This is a genomic window from Candidatus Thiosymbion oneisti, from assembly GCF_900092655.1.
GTDB classification, from domain to species: domain Bacteria; phylum Pseudomonadota; class Gammaproteobacteria; order Chromatiales; family Chromatiaceae; genus Thiosymbion; species Thiosymbion oneisti.
In genome coordinates, this window is sequence record NZ_FLUY01001375.1 from 1 (window position 1) to 14,136 (window position 14,136).

General features: G+C 55.8%; 13 protein-coding genes. 3 read left to right on the forward strand and 10 right to left on the reverse strand.

What is annotated here, in order from left to right:
• Window positions 1-156 precede the first annotated feature (156 nt).
• The 4 genes from BQ17_RS14075 to BQ17_RS14090 all read right to left on the reverse strand — a co-directional run bounded on the left by BQ17_RS14075 (window position 157) and on the right by BQ17_RS14090 (window position 3,998).
• Window positions 157-546, reverse strand: a complete 390-nt coding sequence (locus tag BQ17_RS14075) for an aspartyl protease family protein (RefSeq protein WP_089728098.1) — start codon at window positions 544-546, stop codon at window positions 157-159.
• Window positions 547-1,052: 506 nt separating this feature from the next.
• On the reverse strand, window positions 1,053-1,727 hold the full coding sequence (locus tag BQ17_RS14080; RefSeq protein WP_089728100.1) for a hypothetical protein: 675 nt from the start codon (window positions 1,725-1,727) through the stop codon (window positions 1,053-1,055).
• A 523-nt stretch (window positions 1,728-2,250) separates the two neighbouring features.
• Complete coding sequence (locus BQ17_RS14085; protein ID WP_089728102.1) at window positions 2,251-2,925, reverse strand: SCO family protein; 675 nt, start codon at window positions 2,923-2,925, stop codon at window positions 2,251-2,253.
• Window positions 2,922-3,998 carry a COX15/CtaA family protein gene (locus BQ17_RS14090; RefSeq protein WP_369406478.1) on the reverse strand — a complete coding sequence of 359 codons (1,077 nt, stop codon included), beginning with the start codon at window positions 3,996-3,998 and terminating at the stop codon, window positions 2,922-2,924. The genes BQ17_RS14085 and BQ17_RS14090 overlap by 4 nt, the downstream gene beginning before the upstream one ends.
• 51 nt (window positions 3,999-4,049) lie before the next feature.
• Here BQ17_RS14090 and BQ17_RS14095 point away from each other — a divergent pair, with 51 nt between their 5' ends.
• Together BQ17_RS14095 and BQ17_RS14100 are read left to right on the forward strand one after the other, a co-directional pair.
• Entirely contained in the window at window positions 4,050-5,954 is a 1,905-nt protein-coding gene (locus BQ17_RS14095) for a mechanosensitive ion channel family protein (RefSeq protein ID WP_089728107.1), read from the forward strand.
• A 374-nt stretch (window positions 5,955-6,328) separates the two neighbouring features.
• On the forward strand, window positions 6,329-7,726 hold the full coding sequence (locus BQ17_RS14100; RefSeq protein ID WP_256091610.1) for a cbb3-type cytochrome c oxidase subunit I: 1,398 nt from the start codon (window positions 6,329-6,331) through the stop codon (window positions 7,724-7,726).
• Here the strand turns inward: BQ17_RS14100 and cyoE are convergent.
• From cyoE to BQ17_RS21940, 4 genes are all read right to left on the reverse strand, one after another.
• On the reverse strand, window positions 7,712-8,620 hold the full coding sequence (gene cyoE, locus BQ17_RS14105; RefSeq protein WP_089728109.1) for a heme o synthase: 909 nt from the start codon (window positions 8,618-8,620) through the stop codon (window positions 7,712-7,714). The genes BQ17_RS14100 and cyoE overlap by 15 nt on opposite strands.
• Window positions 8,607-9,236: an SCO family protein gene (locus BQ17_RS14110; protein WP_089728111.1), complete on the reverse strand. Its 630-nt coding sequence runs from the start codon at window positions 9,234-9,236 to the stop codon at window positions 8,607-8,609. Before BQ17_RS14110 ends, cyoE begins: the two co-directional genes overlap by 14 nt.
• A 752-nt stretch (window positions 9,237-9,988) precedes the next feature.
• Window positions 9,989-10,888, reverse strand: coding sequence for a hypothetical protein (locus BQ17_RS14115; protein WP_089728113.1), 900 nt, complete (start codon window positions 10,886-10,888; stop codon window positions 9,989-9,991).
• A 132-nt stretch (window positions 10,889-11,020) separates the two neighbouring features.
• Window positions 11,021-11,173 (reverse strand): hypothetical protein, encoded by a 153-nt coding sequence (locus BQ17_RS21940; RefSeq protein WP_176722433.1) that lies wholly within the window; start codon window positions 11,171-11,173, stop codon window positions 11,021-11,023.
• A 61-nt stretch (window positions 11,174-11,234) separates the two neighbouring features.
• Between BQ17_RS21940 and BQ17_RS14120 the strand changes: the two genes are divergently transcribed.
• Window positions 11,235-12,701 carry a flavin monoamine oxidase family protein gene (locus BQ17_RS14120; protein ID WP_089728115.1) on the forward strand — a complete coding sequence of 489 codons (1,467 nt, stop codon included), beginning with the start codon at window positions 11,235-11,237 and terminating at the stop codon, window positions 12,699-12,701.
• A gap of 216 nt (window positions 12,702-12,917) precedes the next feature.
• Here BQ17_RS14120 and BQ17_RS14125 read toward each other — a convergent pair whose 3' ends face one another.
• Together BQ17_RS14125 and BQ17_RS14135 are read right to left on the reverse strand one after the other, a co-directional pair.
• On the reverse strand, window positions 12,918-13,133 hold the full coding sequence (locus BQ17_RS14125) for a hypothetical protein (RefSeq protein WP_141699287.1): 216 nt from the start codon (window positions 13,131-13,133) through the stop codon (window positions 12,918-12,920).
• 554 nt (window positions 13,134-13,687) lie between these two features.
• A complete protein-coding gene (locus BQ17_RS14135) occupies window positions 13,688-14,059 on the reverse strand; it encodes a JAB domain-containing protein (RefSeq protein WP_089728122.1) in 372 nt (123 codons plus the stop codon).
• Window positions 14,060-14,136 lie beyond the last annotated feature (77 nt).

The window sequence follows — 14,136 nt, forward strand, 5'->3', positions numbered from 1 at the left end:
GGCGCCGCGATCGATTTGACGCCCGACGCGCGCAATCGCCGCTTAAGTTCCAAACAGAATGGCGCACTACACTAGCGTGATCATTCAAACTCCACTATTTTGTTGTTTCTGCCTAGCACTGGATTCCGAACGCCTTCATCGGTATTGACCAGGACTTTATTTCATATCGATGTATCTTACCGGCACTAAACGATGGCCCAGCATATCGACCGCTACTTGGGCCTGTTCCAAAATGACATATCCCAAGAGCGGTTCGTAGTTATTCTCTTCACTCGAACCCATGTCGACAAAGATGACTTCATTTGCAACCGGGCGAAAGCCAGCTATTTTTATTTCCACCGGCCAGCAGGCCTCACCACGCACCACCTCCTGATTGGCGAGTTGCAGCTCTACCGGTTCGGAGCGTTTGAAAATTCCGAGTCTTTCTTTCCATGCCTGGGGAAGAATCAATGCGCCCGCCCCGGTATCGACGAACATTTCGCATTGTATGAATTTGTCCTCGTCAAAGAGATTCGTGATTTTTACCGGTACCACAATTCGGCCCATTGTTTTCTCCAAAGAAATCTCTCGGTTATGCCATTTCTAAGAGACGTAGGATGCGGTGAGCCGCCAGGGACGGCGGTGAACCGCATCATTTCCAGGGGGCAGTTTTCAGTTATCAGTTGTCAGGGGGCAGTTATCAAACTCACCATCTGACAACTGATAACTGCTCCCTGATAACTGAATGATGCGGTTCGCGGCCTACCCGCCCTGTCCCTGGGGCGGGTAGGCGCTCACCACATCCTACATGTTCCCACAGCATGTTTTATATGTGTTTTGGTCGGGTGGGATCGAAAGTTGATCGAGGCCATCCGGGTGTAGGGTAACCCGGGTCTCCCTCCATCTGCTCCAAGACCTCGAAGAGCTGCTCCGTAATCAGGTGCAACAGACAGGCCAGGCGCCAACCATTGGTAACGTTCAGAAAGGGTTCTGTCCACATCGAGCCGAAATCCGGAGGGGACACCGCAGAGGTTGCCGCAACGGATGGCCTTGGCGGCGCGGTCACCGGTAGCTTACGGCTCCACGTCCAACAATGTGCGACAGGCCGCCTGCTTGTGCTCCGGCTGGGCGCGGTAGGCGCGCAGCAGGGCGGCTTCCTCGGGGGGGAGGCCGGGAAGATCCGAGCGGTCGAGGAATTCGGTAATCCGGCGGAGATCTGCTGCCTCCGCCCGGCGGCCATGAGGCAGGAATACCTGCCGCAGCTGGTAGGGACCGAGGTTTCCGGCCCTCAGCTGCTCCATAACCTGGGCCTCGAGCGAGGTGAGATACAATTGGTCTACCCCGGCGAGCTCCCGCATCATCGCTCGGCCGACCTGGGCCACCAGGATGGTCGCCGGGTAGCGAGCCACGCTGTCCGGGTCTATAGGCTGCGATTCTCCGGGGCGGACAAGCGCCAAGGCCGGTATGCGTAGCGGCTCTGTGACCAGTAGGTGATAGTGATACTGCCGGTTTCCGTCCTGCTCCCGGAGCAGGGCCACTCCCTCCTGATCCGTGAGATGTCGCACGCAGAAGGGTGCCCCATCACCCGTCAGTAGCCAGTCGGTAGAGACTCCCTCCGCCCAATGGATGATCGCCAGGGCATCCGCCGTCGGGATCCGACCTCGAAACATCTCGGTGATACGCGTGCCCCGGATACCTAGGGCCTGTCCCCAAGGATGCTTTCTCCGATCACCCAAAACAAATTTCATCCTATCCAAAAAATTGTCATCTCTCATTTGTGTGATTTTGTTTTAAAATCTTTAATATGTATTAAAGAAAACAGTTTATCACCACACATCAAGCACAACCCAATCTTAATTTGTTCCCTCGCGGCGACAATAGGCTCACCGAATGTGTTCATACTCAAAAATACTTATTTTATATGAATATATTCACAGGATCTAGATAACTTTGGAGTGGATATTCTTTCAGTAGAGCTTGTATCAATGCCATTAAGTTAAGCATTACCGGTCGACAAACAAGCGGAGAAACGACGTATCACGTGAATCCGCGCGAAATTGTCATCCCGAACCGAAGGGAGGGATCTTCTTCGTGCGCTTCGTCGTTTTCTCTTCCGCAATCGAAGGGGCGTTTTCTTTTGACGTTTCGGAATGACTGGTGCAGGATGTCAATGCAGTACCCTTTGCGGGTTACGGCCTGTTGGGATCCGTCTGCACAATACAAGACAGGAATGCGCGCCTAACCCGATCGACGGAAAGAACCCAAGACCCCTTAGTAATAATGGTCGTGCAAGACTGCAAAGTCGGCGGCCATGGCGGCGCTATCGTGGGGCCAACTGAAGACGGCTACCAAGCGGGCCTGCGGGTCGAGCAAGAGGATGGACGCCGAATGGTCCACCATATAACCCATGGCATCTCCCGCTTCCTCGGAACGCCCGTACATGAGCCCGAGCTCGCGGACGAGGGGCTGGAGTTGGTCGTGACTGCCGGTCGCCCCGCGGAAGCCTGGGTCGAACCGGCGCACATACTGCCTGAGTTGCTCCGGACTGTCCCGTTCCGGGTCCACGGATATGAACAGGAAATCCACCGCCGGTTCTGCAGCACCGGCTGTGCCGATCTCTCGGTCAATGGCGCGGTAGGTCGCCATGTTGGTCGGACAGACACCCCCGCAAGCGGTGAAGCCGATGGACACGAAGGTCCAATGGCCCCTGAGATCCTCGAGCCCGAAGGGCCGTGCATCCTGGTCCGTGAGGGTGAAGGGGGACAAGACCTTGGGCTGGGGCAGCGGGGTGCCCGCCCGCATTGCCGCAACCGGTGGGCCGGTCCCCGCGCCGGGGTCGAAGCGGCTCACGCCGAACCAGACACCCGCTGCTACGGCCAGCACACCAACAAACACACCAACCGGAATCAGAAGGCGGCGCAGGCCGCCGCCGGCGTTGTGAGTCATGACGAGTTCCTCGAGGTCTCCGCGACGCCGGTAGCGGTCGCTTGTCGGTCCGGCGTGAGGAGGTGGATCAGGCTCACCAGGGCGATGAGCAGCAATGCCGCACCCCCATTGTGGGCAACCGCCACCGCGAGCGGTAGGTGGCCGAGGATGTTAGCGATACCCAACCCTAGCTGCAAGCACAGGGCGGCAGCGACCGCAATGCCCATACCACGTTCGATGCCGGTCTGCGCCCGCCGTAGGATGATCAGGCTCAGGGCGCCCACATAGAGCAGGACCACCAGGGCCCCGAGGCGATGGGTGAGGTGGATCGCCGTGCGCGCGGCGCTGTCCAAGACCCCGAATTCATAGTCGATCCCTAAGTCCCGCCGGATGACGAAGGCCGCGCCGAAATCCGCAGGCGGCCACCAGCGCCCCCCGTAGCAGGTCGGAAACTCGGTGCAGGCCAGGGCGGCGTAATTGGTGCTGGTCCAACCGCCGAGCAGAATCTGGATGCAGACCAGGGCGAGTCCGCCCCACACCCAGGGCCGCAGCCGCATCAGCGCCGGCGCGGGATGTGATCCGGGGAAGTTGGACTGGCGTAAGGCCAACCACCAGAGCAAGACGAGGGTCGCGAGCCCGCCTGCCAGATGCGCGGTAACAACGACGGGCATAACCCGCAGGGTTACCGTCCACATGCCGAGCAATCCCTGGAAGACGACCAATGCCACCAACAGACTGGGGAGCCCCGTCGGGAGTCGACCGCGACTCCGCCATGCGCTCAGGGCCAGCAGTAGGATCGCCACCCCCAGGGCGCCGGCCAGATAGCGGTGTACCATCTCCTTCCACGCCTTGGCCGTCTCGACCGGACGCTCAGGGAAGGCGCGGTTGGCCCGGTCGATGGCCTCCGGGGTGGAGGGCACACCCAGCCGTCCGTAACAGCCGGGCCAGTCCGGGCATCCGAGTCCGGCGTCGGACAGGCGCACATAGGCGCCGAATAGGATGACCACGAGCGCCAGCAAGGCCGTCAGCGCAGCGAGTGCGGAAAAAGTGGTTCGCTTCGAGCCCATGAGATCCCCTACAATGATACAGAACACAAATGATTGTCCGGTCCTGCGCGGTTATATTCAAGCTTGAGGATAACCGAGATGTCCTACTATCGAATTCGAACGGTTGTGCTTGCGGGGGTCGTCTGCGCCTTTGTCGCCTGGAGTTTTCCGGTGCAATCGCAACAACCTCAGGATGATAAGGATGGTGCCCTGCAGCAGCCGGCAACCCACGCGCCGGCACAGGCCGATGCCGATACGTCCTCACCCCCGAAGGCGGTCACTGCTGAAGACCCGACCATTCCCGTCGACGAACTAAAACTGTTGGTCCAGCCTTTAACCGTAGCTGAGTTGAAGGCCGAAGCTGCGGCATGGCTGAAGTTAGTCAAAGCCAAGGTTCAGGAAATCAGCAATACCGAAATTGCCATCAAACGCAAGAATCGGCATCTTGCCCAAGAAAAAGAGGCCACGAAAGCCCTAGAAGATGCCAAAGCTACCCTGGCGAAAGCCCAAGCAGCCCAACAGGCAACGACTCCCGGTTCTCCCGAAGCTGAAATGGCTGCCGAGAAAGTCGAAGCAGCCAAGGATGCCTTGAAAAAAGCCCAGGCAGCGATCGCTGAAGCCGCCGAGACGAAAAAAGAACTTGGAAAAGACGAATCACTAAAGGAAATCGTTGAAGAAGCCGAGAAGGATGTGGAAGAAGGAGGGAAGACTGCGGCTGAAAAGGAAGAAGAAAAGAAAGAAAAACAGGAAAATCAGAAGGATACTGTCACGCTGTCGGAACCTGACCCCGCCGTTACTGAGGAACCCGAACAAACCGGGGAAAAAATAGCTCAAGATATTGATCAAGCCGCCGCAGAGATAGAAACCGGTGGCGCCGACAGCCAGGCTCAGCTGAAAGAAAAGGAACAGCAGTTAGGCAAAATGGTGAAAAAGCTGGAAGAGTCCACCGAAGCCGAACAGGAGGTCAAAACCCAATTGGTCGTCAACGTCACTACACTCCAATCGGAACGCACCGGCCTGGTCGATCGCTTAAAAGTGATTTTGGATGAAATGGAAGCCAAAGGGGGCGATCCGGCGACTTACAGAAGTTACATTCAGGCAGTAAGCGGCGTAGAACTCGATATCACCGATACCCAAGGACTGGGCGTCCGACTGCTCAGTTGGCTCCAGTCCGAGGAAGGTGGACTACGCTGGGCGATCAACATCGGTAAATTTTTCGGTATCGTGCTGATCTCGATTGTGGTTGCCCACATAATCGGGGCGATCGTTAGCGGTACGATGAAAAAAATCGGCGGAACCTCCCTATTATTGCGCAAATTCGTGGTCATGCTGATCAAACGTGGCGGCGCCGTTCTCGGTGTTGTGATCGGATTGACTGCCCTGGAGGTCAGCATCGGCCCGCTGTTTGCCGTCATCGGTGGTGTCGGTTTCGTGCTCGCCTTTGCCCTGCAAAGCAACCTCGGCAACTTGGCGAGTGGTTTGATGCTTATGCTCAACAAACCCTTTGACGTGGGTGATGAAGTGAAGATAGGGGACCATTGGGCCTACGTGGAATCCATTTCACTCGCCAACACCAGACTCAAAGCGTTTAATGGAAGTATCGTTTCCCTACCTAACAATACAGTCTGGGGGAGTGAGATCACTAATTACACTCACTCAGACATTCGAAGACTCACGTTTTATATCCATATCAAATTCGAGCAAGATATGGATCAGGTATATGATATGTGGATGGAGCTTGCCTCCTCCCATCCCAAAGTATTGGATGACCCCGCACCCGGTTGGGCCCCAGGGAATCCTCATTATGAATCCTATATCAACGTAGGTCTATCAGCATGGTCGAAGACCGATGAATACTGGACGGTCCATGTCGAGTTGTTGAAGATGTTGCAAAAACGTATCCTCGAGTCAGGTATCGAGCTGACGGCTCCCGTACAAGCTATTCGTCTCCAGTCTACATCCAATCCCAATGGTAAAATGCTTAATTTGCCTGAAAAGGCTTAGCTATACGGCCACCCCGAAAATCTTGTTGCTGTAACCATTCAGCCTCCCTCCGGATACTGGCTGGTCTCGAGAACGAGAAGTCAAAGGGCATACCCACAGGGCCGGAATGCAGGTCGGATCAGGCGCGTGTTCCGGCGTTCGGTTGGGTCGGCCAATCCAGGTGCGCCGTAATTCGACAAAAACCATTTTCAATCCGCAGATTCAAAACGCGAACGCGACCTCGGTTCCTGATGCCGGGCAGGTGATTACCTGTCTACCGGCAAGCAAATCCGTCGGGATGAGGTTTTCGGGGAAGTTTATATGCGCTCACTCCGGCTGGGGATGGCCGGTAAGCGGCGTCTCCGAATAATACGCAACCGGCGAGGTAAACCAAAATGGCGCAACGGGAAATGATGGCGGACACCGGCGGGCGGCTGAATGCGACCGCCGATCAGCAATGGTTGGCTACCGCTTGGATGATGTTCGGGACTATTGCGCTGGCCTTGGCTGGGATATTCGCTATCCTGCTGGTCGTCGCGCGGGCACCTGGTACCCAGGCCCTGTTCCCGACTCAGGATTTCTTCCGTGTCGCCCTGATCGTCCACGTCGATCAATCGGTGCTGATCTGGTTTCTCGCCAGCTCCGGTATGCTCTGGAGCCTGGCGGGCCGCGTCCCGCTGCAAACCACGCGCATCGCCTTCGCCGGGGCCGCAGCCGGCTGCCTGCTGATTACCGCCGCGCCCTTCCTGGGCGCCGGCGACCCCTTGCTCAGCAACTATGTGCCGGTGCTCGATCATCCCCTGTTCCTGGCGGGCCTGGGGCTGTTCGGTATCGGCGTCCTGGCGCAGGTGGTCCTATATCTGGCACGCGCCGCCGGTACCCTGAATTTCGGCGATCCCTTGAGGATAGGCACATTCACCGCGGCAGTAGCTACCCTGCTGGCGGGCATCTCCCTGCTCTGGACCTGGGCGGACTTGAATCCGGCTTGGGAGGGCAAGGCCTACTACGAATACCTGTTCTGGGGGCCCGGTCATATCCTCCAGTTCGCCTATACCCAGATCATGCTGGTGGCCTGGATCTGGCTTGCCCGCGCCACGGGCCGCCCCTTGCCCCTGTCCGATTCCCGGCTGTCGGCCCTGCTGGTACTAGGCGTCCTGCCCCTGCTTTCGGTGCCCCTGATCCATGGCCTCTACGCCCCCGACTCGGCGGAGATCCGTATCGGCTACACCCATCTGATGCAATACGGAAACGCCCTGGCATCGGTCCCCATCGGGTTGCTCCTTATCGTATCCCTGATCCGCAACCGTGGGCGCGAGGTGCCCCAGGAGCAACGTCCGGCCCACAGTGCCCTGGTTACCTCGCTGGTGCTGTTTGCCGTCGGCGGGCTGATCGGGGGAGCCATCTCCGGGACGAATACCATGATCCCGGCCCATTATCACGGGTCGATCGTCGGCGTGACCCTAGCCCTGATGGGGCTGACTTATCACCTGCTGCCGGAGTTCGGCTTCAGCCGGCCGGAAGGCCGCATGGCTTGCTGGCAGGCCAGGGTCTACGGCTCCGGCCAACTGCTGCATATCGCGGGGCTCGCGGCTTCCGGGGCCATGGGGATTGAGCGTAAGACCGCCGGCGCCGCCCAGGAGCTGAGCGGCCTGGGCAAAGCATTCATGGGCATCATGGGCCTGGGGGGACTGGTGGCTATCCTGGGTGGGATCCTGTTCGTACTGGTGGTGATGCGTGCCTGTAGTCACCGGCCTGGTTATGGGGAAAAGGACTGCGATTCACCCCAGCCCTAAATAGTGGTCCGCCAGCAGGAAGGCAAAGAGGACGGAAAGATAGAGGACCGAATAGCCGAAGGTCTTCATCGCCAGGGCATCGCCTTCGCTGCGCAGCAGGCGCACGGACTGATAGACGAAACCCAACCCCAGCCCCAGCGCCCCGACGAGATAGAGGGGACCGCTCATGTGGATCATGAAAGGCATGAGTGATACCCAGAACAGCAGCAGGCTGTAGATCAGGATTTGGAGCTTGGTGTAGGTCAGGCCATGAGTTACCGGCAGCATCGGGACACCGGCCCGGGCGTATTCGTCCCGGCGTTTGATCGCCAAGGCCCAGAAGTGGGGCGGAGTCCAAACGAAGATCAACAGGGCCAGCAACAGGCCCTCCACGGAGACCTCGCCGGTAACCGCCGTCCAGCCCAACAGCGGCGGCATGGCGCCGGCGATGCCGCCCCAGACGATGTTTTGCGGCGTGGCCCGTTTCAGGTACATGGTGTAGATGACCGCGTAGCCGATGAAGGCGACGCAGGTCAAGAGCGCGGTCAGCGGATTGACGAAGACCACCAGGACCAGCACAGACACCGCCGCCAGCCCCAGGGCAAATACCAGGGCGTGACGCGCGTCCAGGTCCCCGCTCGGCAGCGGACGCCCCCGGGTCCGGTCCATGAGGGCGTCGATGCGTTGGTCGACCACGTGATTGAGGGCAGCGCCGGCACCGGCGCACAGCCCGATCCCGAGCAGACCGAAGAACAGGGTCGGCAGCGGCACCATCCCCGGCGTCGCAAGCAACATTCCAACCAGCGCGGTGAACAGAATGAGCGCCACGACTTTCGGCTTGGTAAGCTCGAAGTAGCGCCGCCACAAGAGGGCGTTGGAACGGGTCTCGGCCAAACCGAGCTCACTTGTGGCCATACTGGGCACCTTTGATCCAATTCTTGGAGGCCTTGAGCAGACGTTCCATGTCTTCCAGCGTATCCCGGGCGGGGGTGTCCGCCGCGTAGCGCATCATCAGGTTACCCATGGGATCCAGGATATAGATCCGGTCGAGGGCCGCGGTGTCCTCCCCTAATAGTAATAGCTCCGCCAAGCGACCACCGCCCAGCGCAATCCGCATACCGGCGAACTCGGCGCCGAGCTCCTGCGCCAAGTCGGTGGCCGTGGCATCGGTCAACACCAGCAACCGCTCGACGCTGCGCTGACTTTCGCCCAAGGCCAGGCGGATCTGGCGCATCGCGATCAATTGGTTACGGCAGGCATTATCGCATGTGCCACCGGCAAGATAGACCAGGGTCCACTTGCCTGCGAGGAGGTCGCGGGAGAAGTCCGTCCCGTCCTGGGTGGACAGCGCCAGGTCCGCCGGTAATGCAACCACCGGCTCGATCAGCTCCCCCTTGTTGGTGCGGCCCGCGGGCAGGTACTCCGGGTTCAGATAGAAAAACCAGGCGGCGATGACAGGGGCCGCGAAAACGGCGACCATCGCCCACAGGGGAGCTAGACTCCGTGGTTTCCCTCCGGCTTCGTCACTCACGTTGCACTCCCTCCGTCCGAACGCAATGCCATTAAGTTAACTGTTGACCGCTTTCGTGGTCAGTTAGAATGCGGAAGAAAAAACGACGAGGTTCCGCAAGATTGGAGTGGGGCCAAGCGTACCCAAAAAGAGTGGATGGATGTTGGACCCGAAAGCACACAAAGCGTTACTTCGGCTACAAAAACCACACCAGCGGCGACGCCAGGCACAAATTGATTCGCTCGCTTCAAGACGACACTGGCCAGCCTGCACGACAGCCAGGTCTTTGATGAACTCATTGACGCCGACAACGTGGATTCGGAGGTCTGGGCTGACAGTGCCTACCCTAGCGAGGAGACCGAAACGGTCCTTGAGAAGACTAGGATTCCTTGAGGGACCCGCATCTTTCACAAATGAGTCAAGTTTGTGCGCTGCACAAAAATTTCACGTCTCGTTGGTCTAGAGCCAAGCCCGTAGGTTGGGCAAAGGCGCGTGCTCTCGGGTCAGCAATTAAGTCACTGGTCTCTATCGCGCCGTGCCCAACAGCATGAACCGGCCAATCTGGTGGATACCAGCCGAATGTTGGGCACGGGCCGTACCTGGCCCTTTGCCCAACCTACCTAACCAGCAATTCTGCATTAATCGGCCGGGACCATCTCACGACTTGTTGGTCTGAGGCGAAGCCTCGCTAGTTATCGATTACTAACAGGGCGCCCCAAAAACTGAATTTTTCAGGGCGCCCATATACGAGGGTACGTGCGGCCACGTAAAGGTTAAAGTGAATCAACCAGTGCTTCCGCCTTCCTGAGCGCATTATACACATCGGATGGCGTCTTACCGGATTGCTTCCCGGGAAATTCAGTTGCAGCAGTTGCACCGACTGCAACCTTGATAGCACCGACCTCGGCCAGGATGTTATTGAGAATATCAATAACTTCTGTCGGGGTAATGGGACCGTCCAGCTTATTCGGCATTACCACACCACCGGGAACGCCATAGCCGTCTTTTTTCGTCAGCGCCTTTACCTTACCAAGCAACTTGTACGCCTCTTTATAGACATCCTTAGGCTTCTTACCTTTCGCTGCTGCGGGGTCTGCCACAGCTACTTTGATGCCTTTGGCAGCACGTACTTTCTCAATATCGCTGATGATGGTCAACGCCACTTGATAGGCGTCGTTCGGCGTGGTTTCCGGAACGCCGAGACCACCGATAGAGGCCTTCACCTGCATCAGCTCAGCATAGACATCCGTCGGCTCTTTACCGCTGGGTAGTGGCGCAGCAGTCGGAGCAGCAGCGCCGACCTTCTTACGAACTTCCTTCACGTCTGCCAGGGTTTTATCCGCCAGACCGCGCACATCCGCCGGCTTTACTGTCCTTACCGGGAAGGACGGCAGGGCCTTTTCATCCAGCCCTTTGAGTTTGCGCAGCTTTTGCACATCACCATACACCTCGCGCGTTTTTTGCAGTACGTGACGGGGCATACGCTTCGTCAGATTCACTTTAACTTTGGGCGGCTTAGTAGAGTTGGCCTTGTGCATTTCGGCCAATTCCGCCTTTACATTATCGACCACCTGATACACATGATCCGGTGTCGTTTGCGCCATAGCGGAACCCATGGAAATGGAGGCCCCAGCTAAAGCTGTCATCATCGTTTTACCCAGATGTTTGAACATAGCTCTTTCTCCTTAAATAATTAATTGATGGAGTGCCGACCGAAGCCGATAGTCAGAATTTTAAATATTACCACAGGCTAGAAGTTTGCGTCAAGCGTAAACCATAAATTGATTGATTTCTGATTCGGTGCGTCAAACAGTGACTTTCAATTCATTTCGTTTCGCTATTTCTACTTTATATGCCTTCACAAGTTGCTCCATAAGCTCCGTAGCTGAAATATGCTCAATTTTCGCCAATTCGTATAACTGTGAGGCTACATTATCGCTGATTTGTACTTTTTGCACCGTTTACTCCCAACATTTTTAGAGGCTGTCTAAAAAAGGGCCGTAGGCCAGAGGTAATATCATGACGAAAGCAAATCACATAACACAACAATCCACACTCATCCAAACGCGGGACTGGACGCGGCGGCGTTTTCTGCAAACCGCTGTTGCGGGTACGGCAGTCGCCGGGGCGGGTCTGCCGGTATTCGCCGGGGCCTCAGCACCGAAAATCGTGGTGGTAGGAGCGGGTCTGGCCGGACTGAATGCCGCCTGGCAACTCAAAAAAGCCGGTTTGCACGCGGATGTGTATGAAGCGACCGGACGTACCGGCGGGCGGGTTTTTACCCTGGAAAATGCAGTGGGACCGAGGCTGACCAGTGACCTGGGCGGCTCTTTTATCGACTCCATTCATACCGAAATGCTGACCCTGGCGCAGGAATTGAAGGTGGAACTGCTGGATTATGAAGATGATGAGGAAACATTGGCGGATACCGTCAATTTCTTCGGCGGCACAAAATATACCGATGAGCAGAAAATGGAAGCGTTGCAACCTTTCTTGCCGCGAATCGGTGAGGATTACCGCAAAGCCCGCAGTAACCCGCAGGAAGCCGGGCGGCTGGACAGACTGCCTACCTCCGAATACATGACCTGGATCGGCATGGAAGGCTGGATTCGGGACTGCATGGAGGTACTGTTTAAGATGGAAATGGGGCTGGAATGCGAAGAACAGTCCGCCCTGGTTTTTATCAGCCAGCTTGCGCCCGATAGCGAAGGCAACACCATGATGTTCGATCTGCATGACGAACGTTATCTCATCAAGGGCGGAGCACAGCGGTTACCGGACGCCTTGGCGGCGCAACTGGACGGACAGATTCATGTGCATCATGCCTTGGAAGCTGTCCATCCCGCAGGCAGCGGTTTCGTGTTGAGTTTTTCGAGCAGCAGCGGTGCGCCAAAGGAAGTGAAAGCCGACATCGCAGTGCTGACAGTGCCCTTCTCGGTATTGCGCCATACGGATCTGCGGGTCGAGCTGCCACCGCTGAAAAAACAGGCCATCGCGGAACTCGGTTATGGCACCAACGCAAAAATCATTGCCGGATTCCGTGCCAGACTATGGCGTAAACAGGGATATTACGGTGATGTCCTGACCGATCTGCCGTTTCAGAGTCTGTGGGACAGTACGCCGTTCCAACCCGGTCCCGCAGGCGCTTTGACCTTTCTTTTTGGAGGTCGCGCCGGGTTTGAACTGATTGAAGGCTTCAATCCGAATATGGCGATGCTGAACGATCTGGAGCCGGTTTTCCCCGGCCTGTCCAAGGCGCATAATGGACGTTACGCCCTGTGGAACTGGCCGACCTGGACCTTTTCCCGCGGTAGTTATTCCTGCTATAAACCCGGCCAGCAGACCACCCTTGCCTATGCAGCCGGCAGACCGGTAGGCAATCTGTATTTTGCAGGTGAACATTGCAGCACCGAGTTCAATGGTTTTATGAACGGCGCTGCCGAAACCGGGCATCGGGTGGCGGATGCGATTATCGCTTCACTTTAAAATAATCGGCAATATGACAGTTAGTTCGCGTCTGCCCAGGCGCTTACCATGTGAATGGCAGAGTACCCGTTGCGTTGCGCCGATCATGGGAGCAACGAAGCGTCTTGTTGTCAATTGCCACCACCTCGCCTGCGCTTAGCTTGGCTACCGATTTACTCTAAGTGTATTCATACAGTGTTACCATAACCGCTTTATATAAACGGATTATCGATAAAATTACCGCTCATTTGCTTCTTCTCGGCTAAATTTAAAACCTGTCATATCCTTTTGATAAGGCTTAAAAAATTCTTTCAATTCATTTCGTTTCGCTATTTCTATTTTATATGCCTTTACAAGTTGCTCCATAAGTTCTGTAGCTGAAATATGCTCAACTTTCGCCAATTCGTATAACTGTGAGGCCACACCATCGCTGATTTGTACTTTTTGCATCATTTATTCCTAACATTTTCAGATTACTTAGAACTATTGCGTTGTACGGTCTAACGCCTCACATCAGCCGACCATGAGGAGCAATACCAACGAAAGTTCGCTCCTAGAGATTCCCAAACGATGGGCTAAGTCCTCAGCGGCCTGAAATATCGGATCTGGTATTGATATAGCTGTTTTCATAATGCTTAAATATGACCATGATTATGCCCATGTCAATGCCTGACTTGAAACATAACGGCTTGGCTCAGGCGCCCAATGCCGCGTGGCACTGAGCTTGAGAGACTGTCTAAAAAGGCAGTCTCTTAGTACCCCTTTGTAGCTTTGTGCCTTTGTGTGATGTTCTTCTTTTCTCACACAAAGCCACAAAGCCACGAAGAATTTTTCATTAAATTATAGAGATTTTATTGATAAAAATCAATAGCTTAGCTCCTAGACAGCCTCTGAAAGTTGCGGAGGAGCCGGACCGCGGCATTGAGTCGCTTGCAGCCGAATGTTAGGCGAATGAGCTGTGAAAAACCACCCATCAATTGAGCCTGGCCCCTTTTCTTGGTTTTGACTTATAGTTTTTTAATCTCTTCGATTGAAAGCCCTGATGTTTCAGCAATGATCTTCATACTGATCTCTTTTTGCTTCAATGCCTTTGCTATTTCAATAGCTTTTTCTCTTAATCCTTCTTCTTTCCCTTCATTCTTGTATCTCTCCTTGAGTTTATAAGGCAAAATCCATTTTTCGCTTGCCTGAAGTTTCTTGAAGATTCCCGAATCGACAAAACTATGATAGGTTTCATCGCTGATGATGAGATGATCGATTACTTCGACCTTGAGAAATTTACCCGCTTGAATGAAATGATCGGTGAGGTCCTGATCTTCGTAGGAAGGCGTCACATTCCCGCCGGGATGGTTATGGACCATAATAACTTGAACGGCCAGCGGTAGTGGTTAAATTTAAATGCGACCTAATGCTTTGAACTCCACCGTTTTGCCATCCCTGGCCCTGGATTCCGGCA

What these genes read in the sequence shown, in the direction of transcription:
- BQ17_RS14075 (WP_089728098.1), bottom strand. Translation starts at nt 546, where the DNA reads ATGGGCCGAATTGTGGTACCGGTAAAAATCACGAATCTCTTTGACGAG.
- BQ17_RS14080 (WP_089728100.1), bottom strand. Translation starts at nt 1,727, where the DNA reads ATGAAATTTGTTTTGGGTGATCGGAGAAAGCATCCTTGGGGACAGGCC.
- BQ17_RS14085 (WP_089728102.1), bottom strand. Translation starts at nt 2,925, where the DNA reads ATGACTCACAACGCCGGCGGCGGCCTGCGCCGCCTTCTGATTCCGGTT.
- BQ17_RS14095 (WP_089728107.1), top strand. Translation starts at nt 4,050, where the DNA reads ATGTCCTACTATCGAATTCGAACGGTTGTGCTTGCGGGGGTCGTCTGC.
- BQ17_RS14100 (WP_256091610.1), top strand. Translation starts at nt 6,329, where the DNA reads ATGGCGCAACGGGAAATGATGGCGGACACCGGCGGGCGGCTGAATGCG.
- cyoE (WP_089728109.1), bottom strand. Translation starts at nt 8,620, where the DNA reads ATGGCCACAAGTGAGCTCGGTTTGGCCGAGACCCGTTCCAACGCCCTC.
- BQ17_RS14115 (WP_089728113.1), bottom strand. Translation starts at nt 10,888, where the DNA reads ATGTTCAAACATCTGGGTAAAACGATGATGACAGCTTTAGCTGGGGCC.
- BQ17_RS14120 (WP_089728115.1), top strand. Translation starts at nt 11,235, where the DNA reads ATGACGAAAGCAAATCACATAACACAACAATCCACACTCATCCAAACG.
- BQ17_RS14125 (WP_141699287.1), bottom strand. Translation starts at nt 13,133, where the DNA reads ATGATGCAAAAAGTACAAATCAGCGATGGTGTGGCCTCACAGTTATAC.